Annotated in this window: 17 protein-coding genes; 3 read left to right on the top strand and 14 right to left on the bottom strand. The window is 52.7% G+C overall.

Features of this window, described 5'->3' with window-relative positions:
- Window positions 1-50 precede the first annotated feature (50 nt).
- Window positions 51-1,709 carry a formylmethanofuran dehydrogenase subunit A gene (locus KOR42_RS14940; RefSeq protein WP_146510643.1) on the top strand — a complete coding sequence of 553 codons (1,659 nt, stop codon included), beginning with the start codon at window positions 51-53 and terminating at the stop codon, window positions 1,707-1,709.
- Between the two features lie 148 nt (window positions 1,710-1,857).
- On the opposite strand, the gene KOR42_RS14935 is transcribed toward KOR42_RS14940, so the two are convergent.
- From KOR42_RS14935 to KOR42_RS14925, 3 genes are all read right to left on the bottom strand, one after another.
- Entirely contained in the window at window positions 1,858-2,604 is a 747-nt protein-coding gene (locus KOR42_RS14935; protein WP_146510642.1) for a segregation and condensation protein A, read from the bottom strand.
- Window positions 2,605-2,753: 149 nt separating this feature from the next.
- The gene (locus KOR42_RS14930) at window positions 2,754-6,014 is read right to left on the bottom strand and encodes a HEAT repeat domain-containing protein (RefSeq protein ID WP_146510641.1); all 3,261 of its coding nucleotides are present in this window, start codon (window positions 6,012-6,014) and stop codon (window positions 2,754-2,756) included.
- A 48-nt stretch (window positions 6,015-6,062) separates the two neighbouring features.
- Window positions 6,063-7,283 (bottom strand): DUF1559 family PulG-like putative transporter, encoded by a 1,221-nt coding sequence (locus KOR42_RS14925; protein WP_146510640.1) that lies wholly within the window; start codon window positions 7,281-7,283, stop codon window positions 6,063-6,065.
- Between the two features lie 658 nt (window positions 7,284-7,941).
- On the opposite strand from KOR42_RS14925, the gene KOR42_RS14920 reads away from it, so the two are divergent.
- Window positions 7,942-8,757 (top strand): sugar phosphate isomerase/epimerase family protein, encoded by an 816-nt coding sequence (locus KOR42_RS14920; RefSeq protein ID WP_146510639.1) that lies wholly within the window; start codon window positions 7,942-7,944, stop codon window positions 8,755-8,757.
- Window positions 8,758-8,946: 189 nt separating this feature from the next.
- Window positions 8,947-10,410 (top strand): alkaline phosphatase family protein, encoded by a 1,464-nt coding sequence (locus tag KOR42_RS14915; protein WP_146510638.1) that lies wholly within the window; start codon window positions 8,947-8,949, stop codon window positions 10,408-10,410.
- Window positions 10,411-10,415: 5 nt separating this feature from the next.
- On the opposite strand, the gene KOR42_RS14910 is transcribed toward KOR42_RS14915, so the two are convergent.
- The 11 genes from KOR42_RS14910 to fusA all read right to left on the bottom strand — a co-directional run bounded on the left by KOR42_RS14910 (window position 10,416) and on the right by fusA (window position 24,520).
- Window positions 10,416-11,438: a rhomboid family protein gene (locus KOR42_RS14910; protein ID WP_146510637.1), complete on the bottom strand. Its 1,023-nt coding sequence runs from the start codon at window positions 11,436-11,438 to the stop codon at window positions 10,416-10,418.
- A gap of 79 nt (window positions 11,439-11,517) precedes the next feature.
- On the bottom strand, window positions 11,518-12,048 hold the full coding sequence (locus tag KOR42_RS14905) for a hypothetical protein (RefSeq protein ID WP_146510636.1): 531 nt from the start codon (window positions 12,046-12,048) through the stop codon (window positions 11,518-11,520).
- 45 nt (window positions 12,049-12,093) lie between these two features.
- Window positions 12,094-13,461 (bottom strand): threonine synthase, encoded by a 1,368-nt coding sequence (gene thrC, locus KOR42_RS14900; protein WP_146510635.1) that lies wholly within the window; start codon window positions 13,459-13,461, stop codon window positions 12,094-12,096.
- A gap of 271 nt (window positions 13,462-13,732) precedes the next feature.
- Entirely contained in the window at window positions 13,733-14,944 is a 1,212-nt protein-coding gene (locus KOR42_RS14895) for a DUF6807 domain-containing protein (protein WP_197441212.1), read from the bottom strand.
- A gap of 115 nt (window positions 14,945-15,059) precedes the next feature.
- Window positions 15,060-15,860: a 4-hydroxy-tetrahydrodipicolinate reductase gene (gene dapB / locus KOR42_RS14890; RefSeq protein WP_146510633.1), complete on the bottom strand. Its 801-nt coding sequence runs from the start codon at window positions 15,858-15,860 to the stop codon at window positions 15,060-15,062.
- A 151-nt stretch (window positions 15,861-16,011) separates the two neighbouring features.
- Entirely contained in the window at window positions 16,012-16,530 is a 519-nt protein-coding gene (locus KOR42_RS14885) for a GNAT family N-acetyltransferase (RefSeq protein ID WP_146510632.1), read from the bottom strand.
- A complete protein-coding gene (ilvE, locus tag KOR42_RS14880) occupies window positions 16,523-17,392 on the bottom strand; it encodes a branched-chain-amino-acid transaminase (RefSeq protein WP_146510631.1) in 870 nt (289 codons plus the stop codon). The genes KOR42_RS14885 and ilvE overlap by 8 nt, the downstream gene beginning before the upstream one ends.
- A 330-nt stretch (window positions 17,393-17,722) precedes the next feature.
- Window positions 17,723-18,472 (bottom strand): ABC transporter ATP-binding protein, encoded by a 750-nt coding sequence (locus KOR42_RS14875; RefSeq protein ID WP_197441211.1) that lies wholly within the window; start codon window positions 18,470-18,472, stop codon window positions 17,723-17,725.
- 60 nt (window positions 18,473-18,532) lie between these two features.
- Window positions 18,533-20,302 (bottom strand): ABC transporter permease, encoded by a 1,770-nt coding sequence (locus KOR42_RS14870; RefSeq protein ID WP_146510630.1) that lies wholly within the window; start codon window positions 20,300-20,302, stop codon window positions 18,533-18,535.
- 222 nt (window positions 20,303-20,524) lie between these two features.
- Window positions 20,525-21,997, bottom strand: a complete 1,473-nt coding sequence (locus tag KOR42_RS14865) for a hypothetical protein (protein WP_146510629.1) — start codon at window positions 21,995-21,997, stop codon at window positions 20,525-20,527.
- Between the two features lie 387 nt (window positions 21,998-22,384).
- Window positions 22,385-24,520, bottom strand: coding sequence for an elongation factor G (gene fusA / locus KOR42_RS14860; RefSeq protein WP_146510628.1), 2,136 nt, complete (start codon window positions 24,518-24,520; stop codon window positions 22,385-22,387).
- Window positions 24,521-24,904: the final 384 nt, after the last annotated feature.

Genomic DNA, 24,904 nt, shown 5'->3' with positions numbered 1-24,904 from the left:
TGTACGTTCACTCCAGTCGAAACGTACCAACTTCGAACTCAAGTAGCGCGATGGCACTTCTCAAGATACGCGGTGGACGACTCTTCGATCCGGCAAATGAGATTGATGGAGAAGTTCGAGACCTTTGGATCGAAGACGGAGTCGTCATCGCCAAATCTCAAGTGGCTGCACGACGGCCAGACCGGGAGATTGATGCCACTGGAATGATTGTCATGCCGGGTGGGGTCGATATGCACTGTCATATCGCTGGTCCCAAGGTCAATGCCGCCCGAAAAATGCAACCGGAGGACAAACGCAACTCGCCTCCTTACAAACGCACCAAGCACATGCGTTCAGGAACGGTCGGAAGTGTTCCAAGCACATTCGCCACGGGATATCTGTACGCCGGACTGGGCTACACGACAGCGTTCGACGCAGCTGTCCCTCCGATTGCTGCTCGTCATGTTCATGAAGAATTTCAAGACACCCCCATCATCGACAAGGGCTTCTACCTGTTGATGGGAAACAATCACTATGTCCTCGATCAGATTGCCGCCGGCGAGAAGGACCGACTCAAATCGTATATCGCCTGGCTTCTCGGCGCAGCCAAAGGGTACTCAGCGAAAATCGTCAATCCCGGGGGAGTTGAAGTCTGGAAGCAGGGCGGCGGCAATGTCGGTTCACTCGACGACGAGATCGATCAGTTTCGCATCACTCCTCGACAGATTGTTCAGGGAGTGGCTCAAGCTACCAACGAACTGGCGCTCCCTCATCCGCTTCACGTTCACTGCAACAACCTCGGAATTCCCGGAAATTACACGACGACACTCGAAACCATGAAAGCTCTTGATGGGCTTCGCGGTCACCTGACGCACATCCAGTTTCACAGCTACGGAGGAGATCCGGACACCCAGGAAACCTTTTGCTCGAAGGTTCCGGAACTCGTTGAGTATGTGAACACTCACGACAATTTGACCGTCGATGTCGGACAGGTCATGTTCGGAAAGACGACGTCCATGACCGGGGATGGACCGTTGGGATACTTTCTGCACAACGTCTTCGGGAGAAAGTGGTTCAGTTCCGACACAGAGATGGAAGCGGGCTGTGGGATTGTTCCGATCGAGTACAAAAACAAATCGCTGGTCCACGCTCTGCAATGGGCGATCGGACTTGAGTGGTACTTGCTGATCGACGATCTCTGGAGAGTCGCCATGAGCACCGATCATCCGAACGGAGGTTCATTCCTCGCGTATCCGCAAATCATTGCCCTTCTCATGGAACGAGCACGACGCGACGAGATGCTCGAAAGCGTGCCAGCTGGTGTTCGAGATCATTGCACTCTCGCCGAAATTGATCGCGAATACACACTCTATGAAATCGCGATCATCACCCGAGCAGCACCTGCGAGAATGTTAGGACTCAAACGAAAGGGTCAACTCGGACAGGGCGCTGACGGCGACGTGACTATCTATCAACCGCAGGATGATCTTCAATTGATGTTCGAGTTGCCTCGATACGTCATTCGACGCGGCGAAGTAATCGTCGATGATGGAGACCTCCGATCGGACAGCGAAGGCAAACTCCTGCACGTTTCTCCCGGATACGACGAAGACGCCGTCCCGCATATTCGTAAATGGTTTGAAGAATCGTACTCCATTCAATTCCGCAACTATCCGGTGGACCTTTCTCACCTCCATGACCACGAAGAAATTGAATGCCTGACTGATTGATGCCCCGGCCCCGCATTCCTGGACCAATTCGATCGGGGCAGTGAGAGCATCTTCATTTCAGGTTGGCACTCAGCCGCTTGGGCAATCTCAGCATTCATCGAAAGCAACGAATTCAGGTGAGTGTTGAGAGACCCTGAAGATAAATTGCTTACTCTTCTTCCGGAACTGGCGGCCGGATCACGATCTCGGCGAAGTCTTCATTCTGCTCAGCCCGATAGCCGTGATGTCGGACGAGTTCCAGGACGGCAAGGAAGATTCCGATGATCTTCGATCGAATCGTTTCTTTCTCAAACAGCGTACTGAACTTCACTTCCTGCTCAGCTTGCACACGCAGTGAAATCTGCTCGACATACGTTTGAATCGGAGTCTCGTCGTAACGAATGGTCGATTCAGATTCCACGTCCTGCTTCTTCAGAATCCGACCAAGCGCGCTCACAAGGTCCCATAGCTCAACTTCTTTGATCCGATCGATCGACGGGTCTTTTCCGGTCGAAGGTCGTTCATTGGCGAGTCGCGGATACCGTTCCTGCCATTCCGCCGCACGCTCCTGAAGCGCCAGCGCAGCATCTTTAAACTTTTTGTACTCAAGGAGTTGCAGCACGAGATCGGACCGGGGATCTTGCGATTCTGCACTCAACTCTGGTTCGTCTTCCGACGTTTCATTCGGCAAGACCATTCGACTCTTGATCTCAACGAGAGTGCTCGCCATCACAACGAAATCTCCGACCAAATCGAGATCGAGATGCTGCAAGACCATCAGAAAGTCTTGAAACTGCTGCGCGATCTCACCAATTGGTAGGTCTTTAATGTCCACTTCGTTTCGTCGCACCAGATAGAGCAACAGATCGAGAGGACCGGTAAAGATTTCGAGTTCAACGCGGTATTGGTCAGACATGCCACACACGGAACGAGAATGCACAGAACACTTTCAATCCTCAGAGCGTAGCAGATCCCACGAAACAAAGAGAGCGCGGAATTTCTCCGGGAGCGCGTTCTCAATCGCATGCGAAGACGTTGAAATGTCCGAGCTTCACACCGAAGAAATCACTCCAGGTCAAGAAGTTTGGAATCCCCGGTCTTGACGTCTGTCACGGTGATCCCGCTCGCTTCATCGCTGGCCATCACGAGTTGATTTGTCTTGCTGCAATATTCGAACGAAGTCCGCGACTCGATCGACCGTCCGAGTTCTTGCAGCTCGCCTTTTCGCAAATCCGCCAGCCGATAGAGCTTTCGGTTGACTACAATCAGCTCGTTGTCTTCGTCAAAAACCAGTTGCGGCTTTCCACCGACAATTGAATGCCGAGACAGTTCGCGCTGTCGTTCGAGATCGTAGACAACAATTGTTCCGTCGCCATAAGCAGCAGCGACGAATTCGAGACTCGGGGAAATCGCCGCCGATGTCATTGCTCCAGATTTCGTCGAGATCCGCCCGATCTGATTGGCGTCGAAGAGAATCTCTCCCGTTTCGACCGACCAGACGAGCAAGGCAACATTTCCCCCGGCGAGCAAACGTCCTTCGTCGGCAAGAGCGATGGCATTCGAAGTCTTCGGAATCGTCAGTCCGCCCGTCGTGTTTCGAGCTTCCAGACTCCAGACTCGAACAATCCCTTCGACGTCAATCGTGGCAGCGAAGCGACGATCAGACGTCGATACGGTATCACGAATGGCGGAAGTGTGACCCGGAACTTCTGCTGGGTTGGTCAGACTGCCATCAGTTCCGAAATCATAGAAGAGCGCACTTTTCGCAGATGAGATCATCACCTGGTTCAGCCCTTTCGAAACGACCATTCCTTTCGCTTTGGGAATGTCCGTTCCTGACCAGAGTCGCTCACCACTGGAAACTCGCCAAGTCTCTGTCATCCCGCGATTTCGGGACGCGACGATCACCCCGCCATCTTCCGCGATCCCAACGGAACTCACGTTGCCTCGAAGGACAACAACCTGTTCTTCGCCTCCGCCTCCGGATCGGAAAAACAGAAAGTAGGCAGCCAGGAGAAGCACACACGCTGCTCCCCCAATGACCGTCGCCATTCCACCGGGGACAGAAGAAAGAGCCCCCACATCGAAGCCGGACAACGCAGGACCCTTGGAGACCTTTGTCCGAGCCTTCTTCAACTTTCGCCCAGCTTTGACGATCTCCGCTTCACTCCGCTCGTCGCCTAAAGTTTCCAGCGACTTCAGAGCTGCACGCTTCACCATCAATTCGTCGTCGGCAGCTAACTCTTCAAGTTCGGCGATCGACGATTTGTCTCCAACTTCCCCGAGCAAACTCGCGACTTGATAGCGAACCTGCGGAAGCGGGTCGATGACCATATCCCGAATGACGGGCAAAGCATTGGAGGACTTAAAACGAGCGAGAGAAATGAGGGCTTTCACCCGGACTTCTGATGTTTCGTGAAGAGCAGAAGTCAATACCTCAATCGCTTTCGGATCACCAAGATCACCGAGAGCCTTCGCAGCCGAAGCACGGACTTCGTCAGCATGATCACGCTGCAACACACGTTCGAGTGCCGGACGAGCGGCTGAATCCCCGACGGCACCGAGAGACTCGACGACCCGGCGACGCAATTTCGCATCCGCAGTATCGAGCAGTTCGCAAAGCGGAAGAACAGAACGCGGATCACGAAACTTATGAAGCACTTTGACAAGGCGATGAAGAACGTCCGGATCGTGACGTCCATGCGTTTCGTTCTCCAGAAGCCCGAGCAACTTCGGAACAATTCGCTTGTCGCCGAGTCGGGCAATCGCTTCTGCAGATGTCAGTTGAACTTCTTGATTGTCGCTATCAAGGAACGGAGCGAGATTGGAAACGAAGGATTTGTCCCCGAGTTCCCCCAATCCCACGATCGCATTTCGCTGAACTTCTCCCGAAGAATCGTTCAGTGCTTCAACGAGAACGGGAGCAACCTTTTTGGATCTCGTACGAGCCAGCCCTTTGATCGCGTTCTGGCGAATCTCTGGATCCGGATCAGATGCCAGTTTCATCAGCGGGCGGAGTGTCCTTGGATCATCAATCTCGACCAACGCTTCAGTCGCGATTTGCCTGATCGGAAGAGAATCGTGATCGAGAATCGCAGCCAAGGCTTCGACGCTGTTTTCAGACTTCAGCTCTCGCAACGCGGAGAGTGCAGCATGCCGCAAGGAATCCGAACTCGACGGAGACGTCACGACTCCCAGCAATGGCTTCAAAGCCGGTTCGCCCAGCCGGGCGATCGAAGATGCAATTCGAATTCGATGTTCCGGGTTAATTGTTTGAACATAAAGAAGCGGCAACACAACATTCGCGACACCAAAATTCCCAGCTGCGCGAATCGCTGCTTCGACTTCCTCGGATGAAGAACTCAGAAGAGTTCGCATCACCGGTTCGAATCCCTGTGCAATTCTGAGTTTTCCGATTGCTCGAATCGCATCGGGACGAACCTGATCGGAGAGTTTGGGAAGTAGTCCGAGAATGGCTTCCCCGCCAGATTGACTTTGCAGCTCAACGAGTTTTCGAATGGCTTCGCGAGCGTCCTTCGACTTCCGATAATCGAGTGGAGTTTCCGCGTGGCGTTCGACAAGTTGAACGTACTTTTTCACTTTCCCTTTTCGTGCCTGATCGCTGCTGGTCGGACTCTCGATCAATGTGAGATCAGTCTCGCGAATAGCGTTCTGAACGACTTCGGCGAGTTGCCGGCGCACGACGTGTTCAGGAGCCTCCTCTTCATTCCCGGAAGACTTCGATGCCCCTGATTCTGAAACCTTCAGCTTTGGAAGACGCACTGCCTTGCCGCAGGATGGGCATCGGACTTCGGCACCGGCGAGATCGCGTGGGGCATTCACGACACGTTGACAATGTCCACACTTCGTCGAAACTCTGTCGGACTTCGGAGTCGCTTCCCCGGAGTCAGCAAGTTTCACCCGATTCTGCGAAACATCGTTGGTCTCAACAGCAGGAGCCTTCGAATCGCTGACGGCAGCGGACAAATGATCGGCACCTGACGGCGTCTTTGTTTTCCCTGCGACTTCGGGCTTTCGCGAACCGATGCGTTCGCTTGATTCCCGAAGACTTGTCTGGGGTGTTCGACTCTTGTCTGCCGACTGAGCCCCGTTCGAGACACCAACGCGGGTTCCGCAATCACGACAACGCAGCATTGCCCGGGGAATCGCTGCTCCGCACTTCGGACAGTCACGGTCAGCTTCTGGAACCAATGGAGAATTCACTTTTGATGAATGGCTCATATCGAGAAAGTCGGTCGACGGCGCACACACAACTGACGGGTCGTTTGTGGCTCGATGAAAACACAAGAAACCGGAAGTCGGCATACACCGACTCCCGGTAGTTGAATTTGTCAAACGATCAACAAATCCGTCTTATTCGAAGCTTCCTTTGATCGTCGAAGAACGGATGATGTCGATTCCACCGTAGTTGGCGGTTTTTGTCAGTTCGACTGTTCCATCGAGGTATCCATCGCCAGCATCGAATGCTGTTGCTGGTTGGAAACCTGGGTTGAGGTATCCGTCGCCATTCAGGTCACGGAAGGTGCGAACGCTTCCGTCAGCCATCAGGATGTTGCAAGATGGCTGTGATCCTGCACCGTGAAGAGCGAACCAGTCGCGAGTATCCTGCAACCAGATGATGCCGTCGCCAGCGAGTGTTCCATCTTCGTTACCGCGATCAACTCCGGCAGGAGTGTTCTCGGTTGGGAGGATGTCGAATTTCCAGGCGTGAACGCCACCAGCTGTCAGAACAACATCTGCAGTTGTGATCAGAACGATGTTGTCGCCTGAAGACTGTGCAGGACCGTCGTTGAAGGATTCAACGAGTCGAGCGTTTGCAGAAACCAGACCAGGAAGATCTTCAACCAGGACAGCTTCATCAGCGTCCCCAGGAGCCGCATCGCCGAGCATGGCGATCGCACTGGAAACGATTGGTGAAGTTTCAACAACACTCAGAGTGATTGGACCGTTCGATCCGCCCAGACCTTTAGTTCCTGAAGTTGGAACGAGGTTTCCTGATCCATCGTCGATTGTACGAACACCGGATCGAACCATGTGCCAGCTACTTGCGTAGTTGGTGGAGTAACCTTGTGTCAGAATTCGGTCAACGAGGAAAGTTCCACGAGTACCAGCAGCGAGTGAAGTCAAACCGTCAGTGCTGTTGCACAATCCGGTGTCGAGACGAGAAACAGGAGCTCCGTCTTTTCCGTCTGTGGTGTCAGCACCGAGAAGGTCGTTGACCTTTTCTGAGTACTGGAGTGGGTTTGATGGGCAGATCATCTCTGAAGGATAAGCTGCTCCGATGTTGACGAGGTCGGCAACCCAACCCCAAGTGTCAACACATCCGTCACGACGGAAGTCGTAAGCACCTGTGCAAAGTCGCTTCTGAGGATCTTGTTCTGCGAATGTGTAGAAACCGATTCCGAACTGGCGAAGGTTGTTTTTGCAAGATGCACTTCGTGCTGCTTCACGAGCACGCTGAACAGCTGGCACCAACAGGGCCACAAGAATCACGATGACTGCAATCACGACCAGCAGTTCGATCAGTGTGAATCCGCGACGATCTGCGGACCGCTTCAACATAGTACGCTTCATTAGAGTTTCTCCTGGGATACTCATCTTTGGAGCTCAACTGCTTCTAACTTCCAAACAGTTAAGTCACAAAAAAATAAAACATTTCCAACTCACAACAGAACACTCTGTTGCGATCGACATTCAATGGACTCTGAGCGCTTATTCTGGGAGGGCGACACTCCTTCTGTTTTGGATTTTGTTCTGGCTCAAAGAGTGCAGCCCACATGAAGTTCACTCGCTTCGCACTTCGAACCCGTGTTTTATGTCAATCTCTACAGTCGCTATCCCGACAGATGTACTCGTGCCTGATATACCACTACGCCGCACGAAGTCCTGCAACCACACTGCCTGCCATGGCACCGTTGAATGAAACATCTTCCAATGAAGATGAGTGGGTCAGGACGTACTCTCATAGCTTCCGATTATTGATCTGGCATAGCTTCCGATTATTGATCTGGCGCGAATGCTACCCCCCGAAAAAGAAGATTTCGTGAATGAGATGCGAAAAGACGTTTAGAATCGATTTCTGTCCTAAAGTCGGTGGATCAGCTTAAAAATTGTGCCTCTTGCCTTGGTTCGATATGCTCTGTTCAATGAAACCCAATTGACATCAGCAGCTTGCTGCGAACCGATTCACAGTTTCTTCACATATTCTTCAATCAATCTCGACAAAGTTCCCATGACACAATTTCGATACTCGCTCAACTCAAGCACCATCAAACCCACTCCAATTCTGGACAAGATTCGAGTCGCTGCAGAAGCGGGCTACGACGGAATTGAGCTATGGCATGCCGACATTGATGAACACCTCGAATCAGGCGGGACGCTGACCGAGATCCGGAAGGCAGTCGATGATCACGGGCTGGCTGTTCCGACAACGGTCATGCTCAAGGGATGGTGCGAACCCGATGGCCCCGCGGACCAGGAAGGCATCGCAGAATGCCGCAGGCGCATGGAGCAGGCAGTCGCTGTCGGTGCCCCGCACTCAGTGGCAGGCCCTCCGCACTTCGATGTCGATTTCACACTCGCTGCCGAGCGCTATCATCGACTTCTCGAGATCGGCATCGAGATGGGCGTTCGACCGTCGATGGAGTACCTCGGATTTGCACAGGAAGTCAACTCGATTGCAGCAGCGCTTCAGATCATGAATGACTCGAAGCATCCCGAAGCGACAATTGTTCTCGATCCGTTTCATGATTTTCGTGGCGGAGCTGGACACGACGACATCGCACAACTTCGACCAGAACAGATTGCGGTTTGCCATTTTGATGATGCCCCAGCAACGCCACCTGCTGGAGAGCAAAGAGACCCCGATCGCGTGATGCCCGGGCAGGGAGTGATTGACCTCAAGAAGTTTGTCGCCCTGCTTCGACAGATTGGCTACTCCGGTTTCGTCTCGCTGGAACTGTTTCGAGAAGACCTGTGGGCAGCAGACCCGCTTTCCGTGGCAAAATCTGGACTGCAAGCAATGAAGGCAATCTGCGATCCCAATTGATCGATTCCGGAATGTTGCTGAAAGGAAACAAACTGGTAATCGTGGATCGATTCGGATGGTTGTACACGTTCTGACGGTTTCGCCAATGTTGCGACAGAATTATCGGTCGTCAATTTCCCCATGCTGTAAGTTGGAGTATCGCATCATCATTGACGCCTTTTGCCAACTGTTGCCATCGGGAAACTGTCTATGCCCAACGATCGACGAGTCATCTGTCTTGAGTTGAATGAACTCTCCACCGAACTGCTGAACCTGTTCATTCAAGCAGGAGAACTTCCCGCGTTCGACAGGTTGCGAAACCAATCGATCGTTGCAACAACAGATGCAGAAGCTTCCGGAAAGTGGCTTCACTCGACGACTCAATGGCAAACCGTGTATTCCGGACTGCCACATCATGTCCATCAGGAAGATCGTCTCGCCTTACCTTCAAGCGTTCGATCGTCGCCGGTTGTCGAATCGATTGCCGACTCCGGAAGACCCATTGCCCAGTGCGGGACATGTTTTGATGACGATGAAGTTCGCTCACTCAATGAAGATCTGAGCGAGTCGAATTCCCCAATCGCTCAACTGCTCTCGAACGATGAACTCGAACTGTTATCCCGGTTCTTTCTTCAACGCGCAACTGACGACCGAGACCACTCAACACCGATCGGTGCTCGAGAAACGCTCGGACTTTTCCGCTCGCTGAGGAAGCGAGGACTCACCGGTCAGACCGCACAAAGAATTCTGCAACAACTCTTCGCCGAACGAACTCGATCAGTCCGCTGGAAACGGCCGCTTCTTCTGGATGCCATTCAGTGTGATCTCTTCGAAGAGTATTACAGTTCTCATCGTCCGGCATTATCGATGTTTCGGTCTCACACAGCTTCTCACTTTCAACGTCGCTACTGGCGATATTTCCAACCCGAACTCTTTCCCATTCGTGCTTCTGCTTCCGATCTGCTGACATTTCGCACAGCTCTTCTGGAGTGCTACCGAAGCATCGATCAAACCATCGAACGGTTCTTGAGGCTGGATCCCCAAGCGACCATCATGGTCGTCCCAGGCTTAGGACAACGAGCCTTCCCGGAACATGATCAAGCAGGTTCTTCTCGCGAATCGTCGTTCGTCGGGCGGGAGTTTCTGGAACAACAACTGGCCCCCAACCGTAGCGTCTTCTCCGAACCGACATTCGGCCCCGAGTTCCGATTGCGATTCGAAAACTGCGACGATGCTGCCACTGCCGTAAACGCTCTGGAGTCGCTGATCGACTCCGAAGGTCGTCCGGCCTTTGAACTTCGTCAGCATTCCAATCGACTGACAGGAATCGCGACGCGACGAAGCATCGCCGCGAAAGAAGAGTTGCTGACGGACCAAAAGACCCGGCAGAAGGTCTTGCTCTCAGACCTTGTCCGAATTGAGCAGAACCCGCTCAGCAGCCATGCAGATCCCGAAGGAATTTTCTGGATCAGGCAACCCGGAATTCGTCATCGCGTCGTGCAACAACCGATCTCGCTGACGCAAATTGCCCCGACCATTCTGGACATTCTCGATCTCCCCTGCCCTTCGGAATTGCAGGGAGCTTCACTCTTCGAGTCTCCGGCCGAAGACATTTCCCCCGTAAGAAGCCATCATCTCCAGACGGGACGTCGCACGGTTTCTGCAAAGTGCTGAAACAATCAGCGGCGGTAGCGGCGACTTGATTCGGCGAGAAACTCACGCTCCTCATGGGTCAAGCTCGCCTCGCCTGACTCACTGATCTTCTGCAAGATCTTGTCAACTTTCTCAGCGATGTGTGGAGGAATTGTCGTTCCGAGACTCGAAGTGGTCTCTTCCTGAACGGGTGGTTGATGCACTTTCAGCTTTGGACCCCGCATCCGTCGGAACACATTGTTCTTCGAAATTCCCTTGGGGATCAGCGACGAGATCTGCCATGCCCGCCGGTAATAAAGAAACCCGAACAACATCCCGCCGATATGGGCTGAGTGAGCGATATGATCGCCTCGATTCCCCCCGGTGAGTTGTTTCAACATCGGAAGAAAGTCCATCCCCGCAGAAATGACGACCAGCAGGATCACCGGAACAGGGATGATTCCATAGATATACCAGCGATGATGTGGCCAGTTCATGGCGTAGAGAACAAGCACCGCCGAAACAGCCCCCGATGCCCCCACCGCAGCGACGTTCTCACCGTTAATGAGCCCCCAGATGATGTAGAACACCGCTGAGAAAACTCCGGCCGTCAGATAGAACCAGAGAAACTCGTACTGACCATACTTGGCAGCGACCTGTCGACCAGCGAGAAACAGCAGCCACATATTGAAGACGATGTGCCAGATCGTTTCTGTGGAATGCAAGAAGTCGTAAGTGGTCAAACGCCAGATTTGGCCTTGGAGAACTTTCGTCGTTTCCAGCGTCATCCAGCGATTCAGAACTGGAGTATCGGGCAGACGATTTTGTTGTCGGAGTTGCTGATAGACTTCCTCGAGATTCGCATTCTGAGGAACGATCGGAGCGTTCATCTCGAACCGAGTCTTGAACTCGTCAAAACTCATTGGGCTTTTGATGACGAGCTGACCGACGAAAACGATCACATTGACAATGATCAGCGTCTTAACAATATTCTGCATCCATGGGTGTGAACTCCCCCCGTACCTGTAGGAGGACTCTTCACGCATGTAATCCCGATTCTCAACACCCATAACTTCCTTATGTCCCTACGAAGTCGATCGCCGCCACCAAGGTGCTTGCCAGCGATCTTCGGTCATATGCGATGTTCGTTCAACTTCGCATATGGGAGGATGATAACTCACTGGACTGCGGTGACCAGTGGACAATCTCATCGAGAAGCGTTTGGAACTCAGAGTGTTGTCGAATGCCCGCGACCAGCGCATAGAACGGAATTTGGCGCCGTTGAAGCTCACTTTGCAGTTGCGGAAGAATCATCTTCTGGAAATACGCCTGCTGACGTTGTCGAACCCAGACGAAACAACCATAGAGCAACGGAAGCGTTAATCCTGGAACGATGTACCAGTAAGACCAGCCCAAGCCGACGAGTCCATGAATGAAGATGATGGACCAAACCAGCAGCATGGCTGTCACGAACAACGGAAGAGCGCCCGCTGTGTGAAGTCGTTCGTTGGCCTGAACCAGAAACCCATACAACTGGGCATCATGAATGCCGTCTCTCAGTTCGTCCTTTTGATACGGCTTGCATACGAGCTCACCCGATTCACGAGAGACCAAGACCATCTCTCCCTCCTCGGGCAGATAATCCGCGAGGTACTCAAGTTCCTCATACGGGCTGAACACGAAGGCTTCCTCCAACCGGAACGACTCGTCAACAATCGTCAAATTCTACGAAATTTGGCGAATTACTTCCATGATTTTTTCATAGTCATTTTCAACTTGAATCGGGGAATTCGCACAGCTGCTCCCAGACTGTCCATTTTTCCCCATGTGATACTCAACCGTTGCTGTTGAATCTTTCAGTTGATGGCCTGTGAGGATGCACACAACTCTGTCGCTGGGCGCGATCACGCCTTGTTCTCTTAACAATCGAGCCCCCGCAACACTTGCCCCGCTCGCAGGCTCACAGCCTAATCCACCGGCTCCGACCTGAGCTTTGCCGTCGAGAATCTCCGGGTCGTCGACTTCGCGAACGACACCGTCGCAGAAATCCAATGCTCGCAGGCACTTCATCAAATTGACCGGGCGATTGATCTCAATGGCACTTGCCAGCGTACTCGCTCGTCGATTGTCCGCATCCATCGCCTGGTAAAACTCATTCACCAAAGCTTCGTCAGGTTGACCACCGTTCCAGGAGAGTCCTTTCTCTTCAACGAGCTGATAGAGGGTATTTGCTCCGCGAGCATTGATCACCGCCAGACGAGGCACGCGATCGATCAACCCCAGTTCCTTCAGTTCGATGAATGCTTTCCCGAAAGCACTCGAGTTCCCGAGATTTCCGCCCGGGACAACAATCCAGTCGGGAACTTCCCAATTGAGCCCTTCGAGAACCCGATACATGATCGACTTCTGACCTTCCAACCGGAAGGGATTCACGCTGTTGCAAAGGTAGATATTCGCAGCCCGGCAGACTTCACGAACCTGTTTGAGTGCGTCGTCGAAGTCCCCCTGAATCTGAAGCGTTACCGCCCCATAATCCAGTGCCTGAGACAGCTTTCCGTAGGCAATTTTTCCGCTGCCGACGAAGACGATCGTTTTGAACAGCTTCGTCACTCCGGAATAGATGGCAAGCGAGGCACTCGTATTCCCCGTCGATGCACACGCTGCCATTTTCGCGCCGACAATTCTTGCGTGAGTCGACGCGGCAGTCATTCCGTTGTCTTTGAAACTCCCGGAAGGGTTTAATCCCTCGTATTGCAGAAACAGATTCTTGTCGTCGACTCCAACGAACTTCGCGACATGTTCGCTTTGCTGAAGCTGTGTCTGCCCTTCCCCGATCGTCACGATTTTGTCTTCGGGAGCGAATGGGAGAAGTTCTCGAAATCGCCACACGCCGCTGAAATCAAGCGGATTCCGACGCGTTGACCAGCGACTCTCGAATTCCTTGAGACTGCCCGGAACAGGCACACGATCCCAGTCATACTGAATGTCGAGCAAGTCACCCGTCTGGGGACAAGCTGTCAGGACTTCATTGACTCCATAGGTCGTGGTATGAGCCGGGTTGATGCTGGATTGAAAAGCGAGTTCAGTAGACATGTCTCTCTTCTTAACGACCGCGTCCGCAGCCACTCGATCGATCTGTTGATTCGAGGAATCTTCAAATCGCTGTGATCAAAATTATCTCAGTCGCCCGTTTTACGACGACGTTTCTGGTGTTTTAATGGAAACCATCTTTGAAAATTAACGCAGAAAGTTTCCGCCCGACGAAATGCTGCTCGCTCGGCCATGCTGCGTGTTCTTCGTGAATGATGCCCCGGTTCACTCCCTGCGAACACGCGAATTCTCAAACACAAGAGACGATCGCTTGTCAGGGAACGATTGTCAATGCGTCCTCACGACCGAACGTCGTCCACAGCTGTCCAATGCGTTTTCGGTCCGGCGTGCCATCAAATGTGAGGTAAGCGTATCGGGATCGAAAAGGCTGTCCGGGCTCAAGGGAAAACTCACCGAGCACGCACGGTGAAAAGACAAAATACGGCTTCGTTGGATGCAATCGAACCGGTTGAGGGCTTCGAAAATTTTCAGGATGCGAGAACATCACAGCACCGCACTGCTTTCCGGAGACCTGTCCAAAGAGACTGACCCAGTCGGGGCGTGAATGGTTCCCCTCAACCCTGTCGCTCGTCTCGTTGGTCACCATGGAGTGTCCCTGCTCTGAGAAGAATTCCGCAGCTCCTCGGAAAGCAAACCCGCCATAGTGATATTCGTCAATCGTGAGCGGAGTTTCGGCAACACATGTTTGGACCGATTCGATTTCGAAGAAATGAGGATCAGCAATCGCAAACAGGCGAATCGTCCAGACTTCGTCCAGGACATCCTGATTTTCAGTCTTGGTGACAACATGAGCCAGCCGAACCTTCAGCTCTCCAAAAACTGGTCCCGAAACCAAATCCAGCACTTCACGATGCTCGACTGTTCCGGTTTCCGCTTTCTGATTCCAGAAGTCGACCCGCTCTCCTTCGAAAGTGGTTTTCGTCCACGCGGAGAAAATGGCGTGTTGATGAACGTGATCCGCGGGGAACTCGTCCGTCACAATCAGCCCGTCGGGAGTCCAAGCAGGATGAATGTGACCGCTCCGACGAAAAATGGGATCTGCACCTTCTGGAGGAGAAACGACTTCGACGTTGTAAGCGAGAACGTTTTTGTCATTCAGACTCATGATCACTCGGCCCTCGTCACGAGAGACTGTGACCTTGTCCGCAGGCGGATTCTTTGACTTTTGAATCGAGAACTTCGGAGTTTCCCCGGCTGAAATCGGGTCCTGAAGAATGAATACGCACCGTTCGGAATCTCCGATTCTTTGCGCGTCTGTCACTGATTTTGTTCTGAGATCGACGACCTCCAGGTGTTCCACTTCCCCCAGACTTTCGGGAACCGCAATCTGAATGGGGCAATCTTCAAGCAAAATCTCGGACGCCGGAAGCTCAAACGTGTGATCGTCAGCGGAAGCTGCGTCACCGAAAGGCCCCCCGAGGAAAACGATCGAGATCGTTATGATTGTGCTGTTCCGCCAACTCATGAGACAATCCTCTCGACTCAGCCAATAATCTTGAAGGGTTTCGCAACTTCCGGGGTCCGCCGAACATTCATCGCCGAACATTCAACGCTGCTCATCTTGGCGACAACTGCTGACTTCACAGATTGAGGACGTCCTGCATGGAATACAACCCCGCAGGCTGCTTGCATACAAACTTCGCAGCTGTCAGAGCACCGTAAGCATAGCTGTCGCGAGTATGCCCCCTCACGTAAACTTCCAGCGTTTCGCCCATCATCCCGAAGACAATCTGATGCTCGCCGACGTTGTCGCCGGTCCTGAGGGCGTGATAACCGATTTCAGATTGCGGCCTCTGCCCGCTTCGTCCTTCGCGGCCATGAACATGGTCTGTCTGGCCCATTTCCTGGGCAACAACTTCTCCGAACTTGAGAGCAGTCCCGCTCGGCGCATCTTCCTTAAACCGGTGATGTCTCTCAATAATTTCAACGTCGACCCCACCCGGAAGATTCTTCAAAGCACGCCCCGCTTCTGCGACGAGCTTCATCGCAAGATTCACTGCGAGACTCATACTCGGAGCGATAACGAGTGCCGTTTCCTGAGACGTCGCGATCACGCTTTCCCGCTGACTCTCCGTCAATCCTGTTGTGGCTTCAACGAGTGGAATTCGCCGCTCTGCACACACCTGGGAAATCGCAATCGCCCCGTCCGGAGTCGAAAAGTCGATGACGACATCGACACGATCCGGAAGCGCCGAAGTGACGACGACTCCGATATCTCCAATCCCCGCAATCTGACCGACATCTTTGCCGATTGAGGGACTTCCCGGAGCGTCGATCGCTGCGACGAGATTCAGTTCCGGATCTTCGTGACTGAGGACAATCAAACGTTGTCCCATCCGACCGGCGGCCCCGTTGATTGCAATATTGAATTGGTCCAACATGTGACTTCGATTTTCCACTGGCAAGTAAATTTCTATCTCGAAACATGCTCAAAAACATAAGGCCAGAATAGCAAATCCAGCGCAATTCCGCAGTCGACGGACTGATTTCAGACGCAATCAGAAAGCTGAGAGAGTTTGCCCATTTCGCCGTTCAGTCAATTCCGAACGGAGCAGCATACACAACTCTTCCCGAAACATTTTCAAGAGACCCGGGAGTCAATTCAGCGGCCATCCAGACATCGCCCGAGAACGGCGAAGCGAGCGGCTTTGCCAACTCGCTCGAAAAACCGAATCTCGGATAAAACTCCGGATGACCGAGAACGATCACGATGTGATGCCCCGCCTCTCGGCAACTCTTTAAGCCTTCGCTGACAAGTCGCGATCCGATGCCTTGATTCTGGAACTCCGGAACGACCGCGACCGGTGCCAACGCCAGTGCATCGACAGTTTTGTCGGCACAGACGATTTCGAGATGACTGAAGATGATCGTTCCAACGACCGATCCAGAAACTTCCGCAACAAGCAACTCCGCGACACAACCTTGAGCGGTCAACTCTTTGACCAAAGCCGCTTCATCTTTGGTCTCAAAAGCGGCTTTGCAAACCGAGATGATTGCATCTTGATCGCTCGATCTTGCTCGCCGGACGGACGTGACGGAATTGTTATTCACGAACGTACTCTTGGAATCGTTGTCGGAGCTTTTGAGTCACAGGCCCCGGTTTTCCATCGCCGATCTCACGACCATCGAGTGAGACAACGGGAATCACTTCCGCGGCCGTGCCTGTCAAAAAGCACTCGTCAGCAATGTAGATATCGTGCCGCAAGAGCGTCATTTCCACGACTTCAATTCCGGCCTCACGTGCCAGTTCCATGGCAACGTTGCGCGTCACTCCTTCGAGAATTCCTGCATCAGTCGGGGGAGTTTTCAGAACGCCGTTCTTCACGATGAAGATATTGTCGCCGGTACACTCAGCCACTTCTCCCTTGTGATTCAACATCAGAGCTTCGAGAGAATCGGCATCGGTCCCTTCGATTTTCGCCATGATATTGTTCAAGTAATTCAGCGACTTAATTCGCGGACTGAGCGCAGACGGATGATTTCGAATTGTGCTCGCCGTAATGATTCGCAACCCGTTTTCGTACAGTTCTTCCGGGTAGAGCGAAATCGTATCCGCAATAATGATGACTTGCGGATCACTCGTCCGTCGAATGTCGAGCCCTAATGTCCCTGACCCGCGTGTGATCACAAGTCGCACATAGCCATCAACAATTCCATTCGCAGCCACAGTTTCATTCACTGCAGCCAGCATCTTCGACTTGTCGATGGGAATTTCGAGACGAATTGCTTTCGCGCTTTCGTAGAGGCGATCGATGTGATCTTCGTGGCGAAAGACTTTCCCGGAATAAACCCGAATGCCTTCAAAAACGCCGTCGCCGTACAGCAACCCGTGGTCATAGACACTGACAACGGCCTGTTGCTTATCGACAAGTTGACCGTTGAGATAGACCTTTTGCGTTGCCTGATCCGCCATCTTTGTCTCGACTTCCGTTAGAGCATTCTTCGAATTGGTTTCACGAACTCGCACTCGCGGTCGTCCTGCTACGAAATGTGACTCCCGACATATCCGGGAAAAACACTCGATTCACACGTTTCAGGATCGCATCGGGACGACGCAGCCAAAGCTGAGTCCAAATGTTCCCACGAGTGCACAGGACAGAGCGGATTGCTCGTGCCACAGGATCAACCTTGCACTCTGTCAAGATAGCAAAAAGTGATTCGACAGAAAGCCAGTCGCGTCAATGACACTCGCAATGTCGAGCAAGTTCAGGAAGACTCTCCGAATTCTCATGAACGGAACGAATCACGCAACGCCTTGGGCAGCTTCATTCAGCGACTGAATTCGCCCCTCGCTGAGCCGCACAATTCGCTCAGCCTGGCGTGCGATGTTGTCGTCGTGAGTCACCATCAAAATGGTGAGTTGCTGCTCCTCATTCAGTTTGTGAAGCAATTCCATGATGTCTCCGCCGGTCCGGGAATCGAGATTTCCTGTCGGTTCATCGGCGAGCAGCACATTCGGGCGGGCAATCAATGCTCGAGCAATCGCTGCCCGCTGCATTTCTCCTCCCGAGAGTTCCGAAGGACGATGCCGGAGTCGGTGATCGAGACCAACCTGCTTGGCAATCTCGACCGCCTGCTCTTTCAGTTCTGACTTTCGACGCAGATATTCCCAAATCGAATATCGGATCATGAGCGGAGAAAGAATGTTCTCCAGCAGACTCAATTCCGGAAGCAAGTGGTAGAACTGAAACACGAATCCGAAGACGTTGTTTCTCAGTTCATCCCGAGTTCGTTCAGGCAGATTGTCAATCCGAGTTCCTTCCAGCCAGACTTCTCCGACGTCCGGAACATCCAACAACCCGAGCAAGTGCATCAGAGTACTCTTTCCGGATCCGGACTGTCCCACAATGGACAGAAACTCGCCCCGGTTCACTTTGACATCGACTCCCCGAAGAACGGGAACCTTGTGTTCCCCTTTTCGATACGATTTGTCGAGAGCTTTCGCTCGCAAGTGAACAGGTTCATTCATCGAAATCACAGAAGGTTGAGACATGGGTCACTCGTCTTGAGGTCTCGCTGCTGCCATCCGTATCAACAGCCTGATGGGCCACCATTATTCGTAGCGAAGTGCCTGCACAGGATGGAGTCGTGCTGCCCGGCGGGCGGGTAAAACACTCGCCAGCACAGCGATCACAATGGCCCCCAACGCAACCCAGAACACCATCATCGGTGAGACAAGTGTTGGAATTTCACGGAAGTAATAGATGGTCTCATCGAAAACTTTCCGCCCCGTAAACCATGAGAGGAACGCTTCGACCTGATTGATGTATCGCACAAAGAGCAGCCCCAGGACCACGCCCACACCACTCCCGACAATTCCAAGGGAAAGTCCATACGACAGGAAGATAAACATCACCCCGCGAGAACTTGCCCCGAGAGCCTTCAGGATTCCGATGTCGCGAGTCTTCTCGACAACGATCATGAAGAAGATCGCCAGAATTCCGAACCCAGCGACAGTAATAATGAGAAACAGAAGAACGTTGAGAATGGCAGACTCCATCGCGACTGCCTCAAGCAACGGTCCCTGTTTTTGCTCCCACGTCAAGACTTGAAACGTCCCCGTATGAGGACTCAGCCCCGAACGCAGTTTCCGAACAACATCCCCTGCCGAGTTGTAGTTCTTCAGTTTGAGTTGAAGACTTGTCACAGCACCATCTCGCCAGTCGAGCCCTTCGTTCGGTCGAGAAGGATCGGGCGAAAAGAGCATCCCGCGTGCGAGTTGAAGTTGCTCCAGATTGCAGAATACGAGATTGGAATCGTACTCGCTCATGCCGCTCTTGAAAAAATCAACAACCGTCGCCTTAAAACTGGCCGGTTCCGGCTTTCCAGTTTTGATGGTTGTCAGCGTCACGTCCTGACCGGGCTTGACCATGTAAATCATCTTGGTCTTGCCGGTCGCTTTGTCTTTGTAAGGAAAACTGACGAGTCCTGCCCCCACGTAAATTCGGGCTGGCAGCGGATCCATCGGGTTAATCTGCTCGGCGATGCGAGTCGATTCGAATGGATCACGAAAAGACTGAATTCCCCCAGTCCCATCGAGACGCTCGTGGCGCTCATGGCTGATTGATGAACCATTCGCTGATGAACCGTTCGCTGTTGAATCGTTCTCTTGTGAACCGTCCACCGACGAACCACTCACTTGCTGAATTTCCGGAGAAGAACCATCGTCAAAGGGATCCGCCAACGAGAACGACGAAACAGGCTCAATCGCAGGTGCAGCTTCAACTCCTGACAATAACTCGGGAGGAGCAGAAACGGGCGATTCGAAATTTCCGTACTGGTTATCGAACTGATCGCGAAAGTTCTCGAACTCGATCCAGTCTTTTCGAGTCGCTCTCGCATCATCGGTAAGCTCCCAATCGAGCGGTTCGTTGGGATCTCGTAAGCGCCCGCGAATCAATTCGTCGTCAAGAATAATTTTCTGTCGACTCATCATATGGCCGGCAAACGGACTCACATGATTCTTGCCATTGGGGTCAATCCCGATGAGAGTCACCGGACGGTAAACAGTCTGTCCGCCCCAGTCGAAACTGATCATCCCGTAGATTTCGACCGTCGGAGTCATGAACTCGACTTCGGCACCAACGAGTCTTTCGACATCCGCCATCAACTGACGCGGATCGGGAGTCCCGTCCGTATTGGTCGTCTCGATCATCACATCCGCAAGGATGGCGTGAATTCGATCCTTCATCTGGCTGCTGAACCCAGACATGACACTATTGACGACAATCATCGTCGCCACGCCCAATGTCACGCTGATGATGCTCGCGAGAGCAATCAACCGCGTCCGAAGATATCGATTTGCAATCAAAAACTTGTACATGCGCACTCCTTTGCGTTCGGCAACTCGCCGATTCTGCCGGAGTCTAAAGCACTTTCCAGTGTGAGTCGAGGCGAGATTGACTGCGATATTCTTGCAGTCGCCGATCTTTCGATGAGACTTTTTCCAAATTCATCCCGGAATGAGCCAGCATCGATTCACGCGATCAAACACCGCTACGAAGAAACGACGCGAGTCGAAAAATTCCGGAAAAGGTCGAACCAGTCACGACTGAATCAGAACCCACGCTGCAATCCCGATGCTGCTGACAATCGCGACCAGAATCCAGATCCACCGAAAGCAATTCACAAGCGAGTTGCCGCGACCGTGATGCGAGACGTCCTCAGCAGGCAACAGCTTCAACAACCCCACCATGCTCACGAGAACGGCACCAGTGAAGATCCACTTCGACGCCGCTCCGTATTCTTCAGACCCACTCAAGAGTTGATGAACTTGCCAGAACAGCAGCATTCCTGTCATTCCGGGCAAAACACCGACTGTCACGACCGCGATCCATCGTCCAATCGCCACCGAACCTGCCTCACGATCCTCTCCTCCGTCGGTGTCGAGACTCAAGAGAACCAGCGAGGAAAACTGAGTCACGACGGCATAGAGGACGCACACGATTCGCAGCGGAGGCAACAGCACAAATCCCAGAAAGACAAACTGGTGCGCCCAGGTCACGACTCGGCCTCGAAGTTGAGAAGAATCGGCACGAGCATTCAGAAAAACGGAAAGCACGGCGAAACCAAGAATCGCAGGAATGGACAACTCCGGAAGCGAAAGCGGGACGGTCGGAATCTCTCCAGTCGCTGCAGGAACGTCGGTGAGAATTCGAGCGAAGTGAATCAATGCTGCGTTCGACAGAAACAACAGCCCAAGTCGTTCCTCAAACGTCGCGTTCGCAAAACGTCGAGAATACAACTCCTGAAACGGGAAGAGCCCGGTCAGCAAACCGACACCAACTGCAAGCGCTCCGATCGGCAGAAGTCGATACTGCTCCCAGAGAAAATGAGCTGCCGGGTGTTGTCGAATTGAGACCTGAAGGAGATGCGCAAGGTCTGTTAAAACGAATGTGCTCTCTCCTGGAACTCCATGTGGCGCAGATCGCACGATCGAAGCGACCGCCGCCAGCCACGCGATTCCACACAGAAATACCATCCAGCCGACGAACAAAAACACTGGCACGTCGAACCCCGAATCTTCCGTCGAGGAACTTTTTGAGCTTCTCGAAATCCCGGCCAGACACAGCACGGAAAGCGAAGACGCACTCGCCAGGGAGATAAGGTCATCTCCCAGCAACAACCACGATCCGGACGCCAGAAACGCGAGCAGATGTCGCTCAATGGACGGGCAGCGCGGTTCTCTCGCACCAGCGATCGTCAGAAGCGCCAATTGAAGGCCGACAAGCCCCAGGCAGTTGAGCAAATCCAGACGGAGCGCAAGTTTGAAAACAGTTGGCTCAGGCGACAGCGAAATTGAAGCAGCGAGATGAGAGAAAACTGAGGTCTCAGCGGGTGTTTGAGAAATCATCGCCGAAGCAGCAATCGCCACCAACATCACGACCTGAACGATCGTGGCACCAAGCAACCAGTAGCAGCCCCTGCCTGAACGCGTCTCTCTCAGAGAGTCAATGCCCAGCACGATGACCGGAATCAGCAGAATGGCCAGAAGGAGAAACTCTTGAATGGACGCCACAAGTCACCTTGGATGATTTCACGAACGCGGCACTGAGAAGTCTCCTGTCCCCAAGGAAACTCCGATCTCGGCGATCCCCGATCAGGAATCATCATCGAAACAAACCGCGTCCATGAAGAGCGCTCCTCAGCCACGGGATCATATTGAGTGGGGATGCGAATTTCGAATCAGAGAGAGCACCAACAAAACAATCCGACGAGACACCCAGCGTCACCGGCCATTTGAAGTCCACTGCCACACGTTGATGATCCCGGTTTGATGCACGATCGGTCGTCAGTCTGAACAATTCACGATGGTCATTTTTGCCAGTTGGCGAGGATGTCGACATAAAAAAAGCCCGGGAACAATTTCCCGGGCCGAGTCTGAAGACTCATGTTGGAAGACGACTTACTTCTTGGCGAGTCGTTCTTCTTTCTCTTTGCGGCGACGTTCGACAATTTCTGTCTGGATGTTACGTGGAACCTGGCTGTAGCGGCCGAATTCCATACTGAAACCACCCTTACCCTGCGTCATCGATCGCAGTTCGTTGGCATAGTCGAACATGTTCGCAAGTGGAACTTCCGCGACGATGTAACAGGTTCCTTCACGGGTCTCTGCTGAGTTCACGACACCACGCTTACTCGACAGGTGACCGGTCACGGCTCCCTGAAACTCTTCTGGAATTTCCACATCCAATGTCATGATCGGCTCAAGCAATGCGACAGATGCCTTTGTCAGGGCATCGCGAACCGCCTGCCATCCACAAGTTTCGAACGCTTTTTCCGAGGAGTCGACATCGTGATAGCTTCCGTCATCGAGATCGACGGAGGCGTACACAACTTCGGCTTCAATCAACGGTCCTTTTTCAAGGGCTCGTTTGAAACCAGCTTCCGCAGCAGGAATGTACTGGGCTGGAATACGTCCCTGTGAAATGTTGTTGTTGAAGACGTATTCCTCTTCGGAACCTTCCGGGAGGCAGTGCAGTTTTCCCACAACGTGAGCGTACTGACCGGACCCACCCGTCTGCTTCTTGTGCTTGTAGTTGAAGTCGACGTCTTTGGTCGGCATTTCCTTGTAAGCCACTTTCGGTTCCCCGATGGTGACTTCACAGCGATATTCTCGCTTGATTCGCTCGATATAAACTTCGAGGTGCAGTTGTCCCATCCCGGCAATGATCGTTTGATTGGTTTCGGGATCAGTGCTGACCTGGAAGGTTGGATCTTCGCGACGGAAACGCTCGAGGGCTTTTCCGAGACGATCGGCACCTGCACGGTCGGTTGGCTCGATCGAAAGTCGAATCACAGGTTCCGGAACGTAAATGTTTTCCAGCGAGTAGTTCGCTCCTGGTCCACAGAACGTATCCCCGGAAGCACAATCGATTCCCACAACCGCAACAATATCGCCCGCTTCCGCGACATCGATATCTTCTCGATCGTTCGAGTGCATACGAACCAGTCGACCGAACCGGACCTTCTGGCCGGTACGAGTGTTGATGTAACTTTCACCCTTAACGATCTTTCCTTGGTAGATCCGGGTGTAGGTCAACTGTCCGAACTGCTCCAGAACGGTTTTGAAAGCCATACAGACAAGTGGATCGTCGACGGAATCCGACAGGGTCACTCGCTTCGCTTCGTTTTCCTGAATTTCGCCAGCTTTGATTGCCTTCTCAGTCGCATCGACATCGATGGCTTCAACATCGACGTCATTCGGTCGAGGCAGGAAGTAAGTCACAGCATCAAGCAGCGACTGAACACCTTTGTTCTTGAACGCCGAACCACACATCACTGGTGTGATGTCCTGAGTCAACGTCGCTGCGCGGATGATTCCCCGAATTTTCTCGGTTGGAAGCTCTGCTTCTTCGAGCAGAGCTTCCATGAGTTCATCGTCGAACATCGAGAGAGCTTCGAGCATCTCTTGACGATAGGTTTCTGCCTGTTCCTTCATGTCCGCAGAAATTTCGCCGCGAATCACGTCTTCCCCGCGGTCACCGCCGAAGGTGATTGACTGCATTTCGATGAGGTCAATCATTCCTTCGAAGTCGTTTCCGGCTCCGATTGGAATTTGAATCGGGACAGCGTTGGCTTTCAGCTTGTCTTTGATTTGACGCACAACGGAGTAGAAATCCGCTCCGGTTCGGTCCATCTTGTTGACGAACGCAATTCGCGGAACTTTGTACCGCTTCATCTGGCGGTCCACAGTCAGCGACTGACTTTGAACACCACCGACGGAACAGAGAACGAGCACAGCTCCATCGAGAACACGCAGAGAACGTTCGACTTCCACAGTGAAGTCCACGTGACCTGGTGTATCGATGACGTTCACGATGTGGTCTTTCCACTGAACCTGAGTCGCAGCGGAAGTAATTGTGATCCCACGTTCTTTTTCGAGCTCCATGTGGTCCATGGTCGCTCCGTCACCGCCTCCACGCACTTCTTCGATTTTGTGGATACGACCGGAGTAGTAAAGAATTCGCTCAGTGAGCGTCGTCTTTCCGGAGTCAATGTGGGCGGAAATTCCGATGTTTCGGACTTTATTCAGATTCATGGCCATACCAAGGCTGTCAGGATAAATGGAAGAGGAGCCACAACTCTGCGACTCACCCATCAGTAACGAGTTACGCAATTCTCAAGAGGAAATTGGCGTTCACCGCCAACACAAAGCAGTTTTCATACTTGGAAAGAAAGGATTCTCAGTGGGAATCCAGGGAGTCATGCGAGACCCAAGCAGAACACTTTGCCAATTTTCCGGTTCGTGAATCGCTCGACGTGAGTTCACTTAACTCACAACGTCGAACAGTTCTCTTAAACCTGAAACCGATGGGAACGACCCGTCGATGTGGCCAGGATGCTGCTCGAGTCAAACTCGAACTGCTCGAATGGGATTTCGCATGATGAATGACTCCGTCGTCAAATTTCGACTCTCTCGTCA

Source organism: Thalassoglobus neptunius (assembly GCF_007859735.1).
Taxonomy (GTDB): Bacteria; Planctomycetota; Planctomycetia; order Planctomycetales; family Planctomycetaceae; genus Thalassoglobus; species Thalassoglobus neptunius.
The sequence above is the reverse complement of the archived record's forward strand: the minus strand, read 5'-3'. Positions and strand labels throughout refer to the sequence as shown.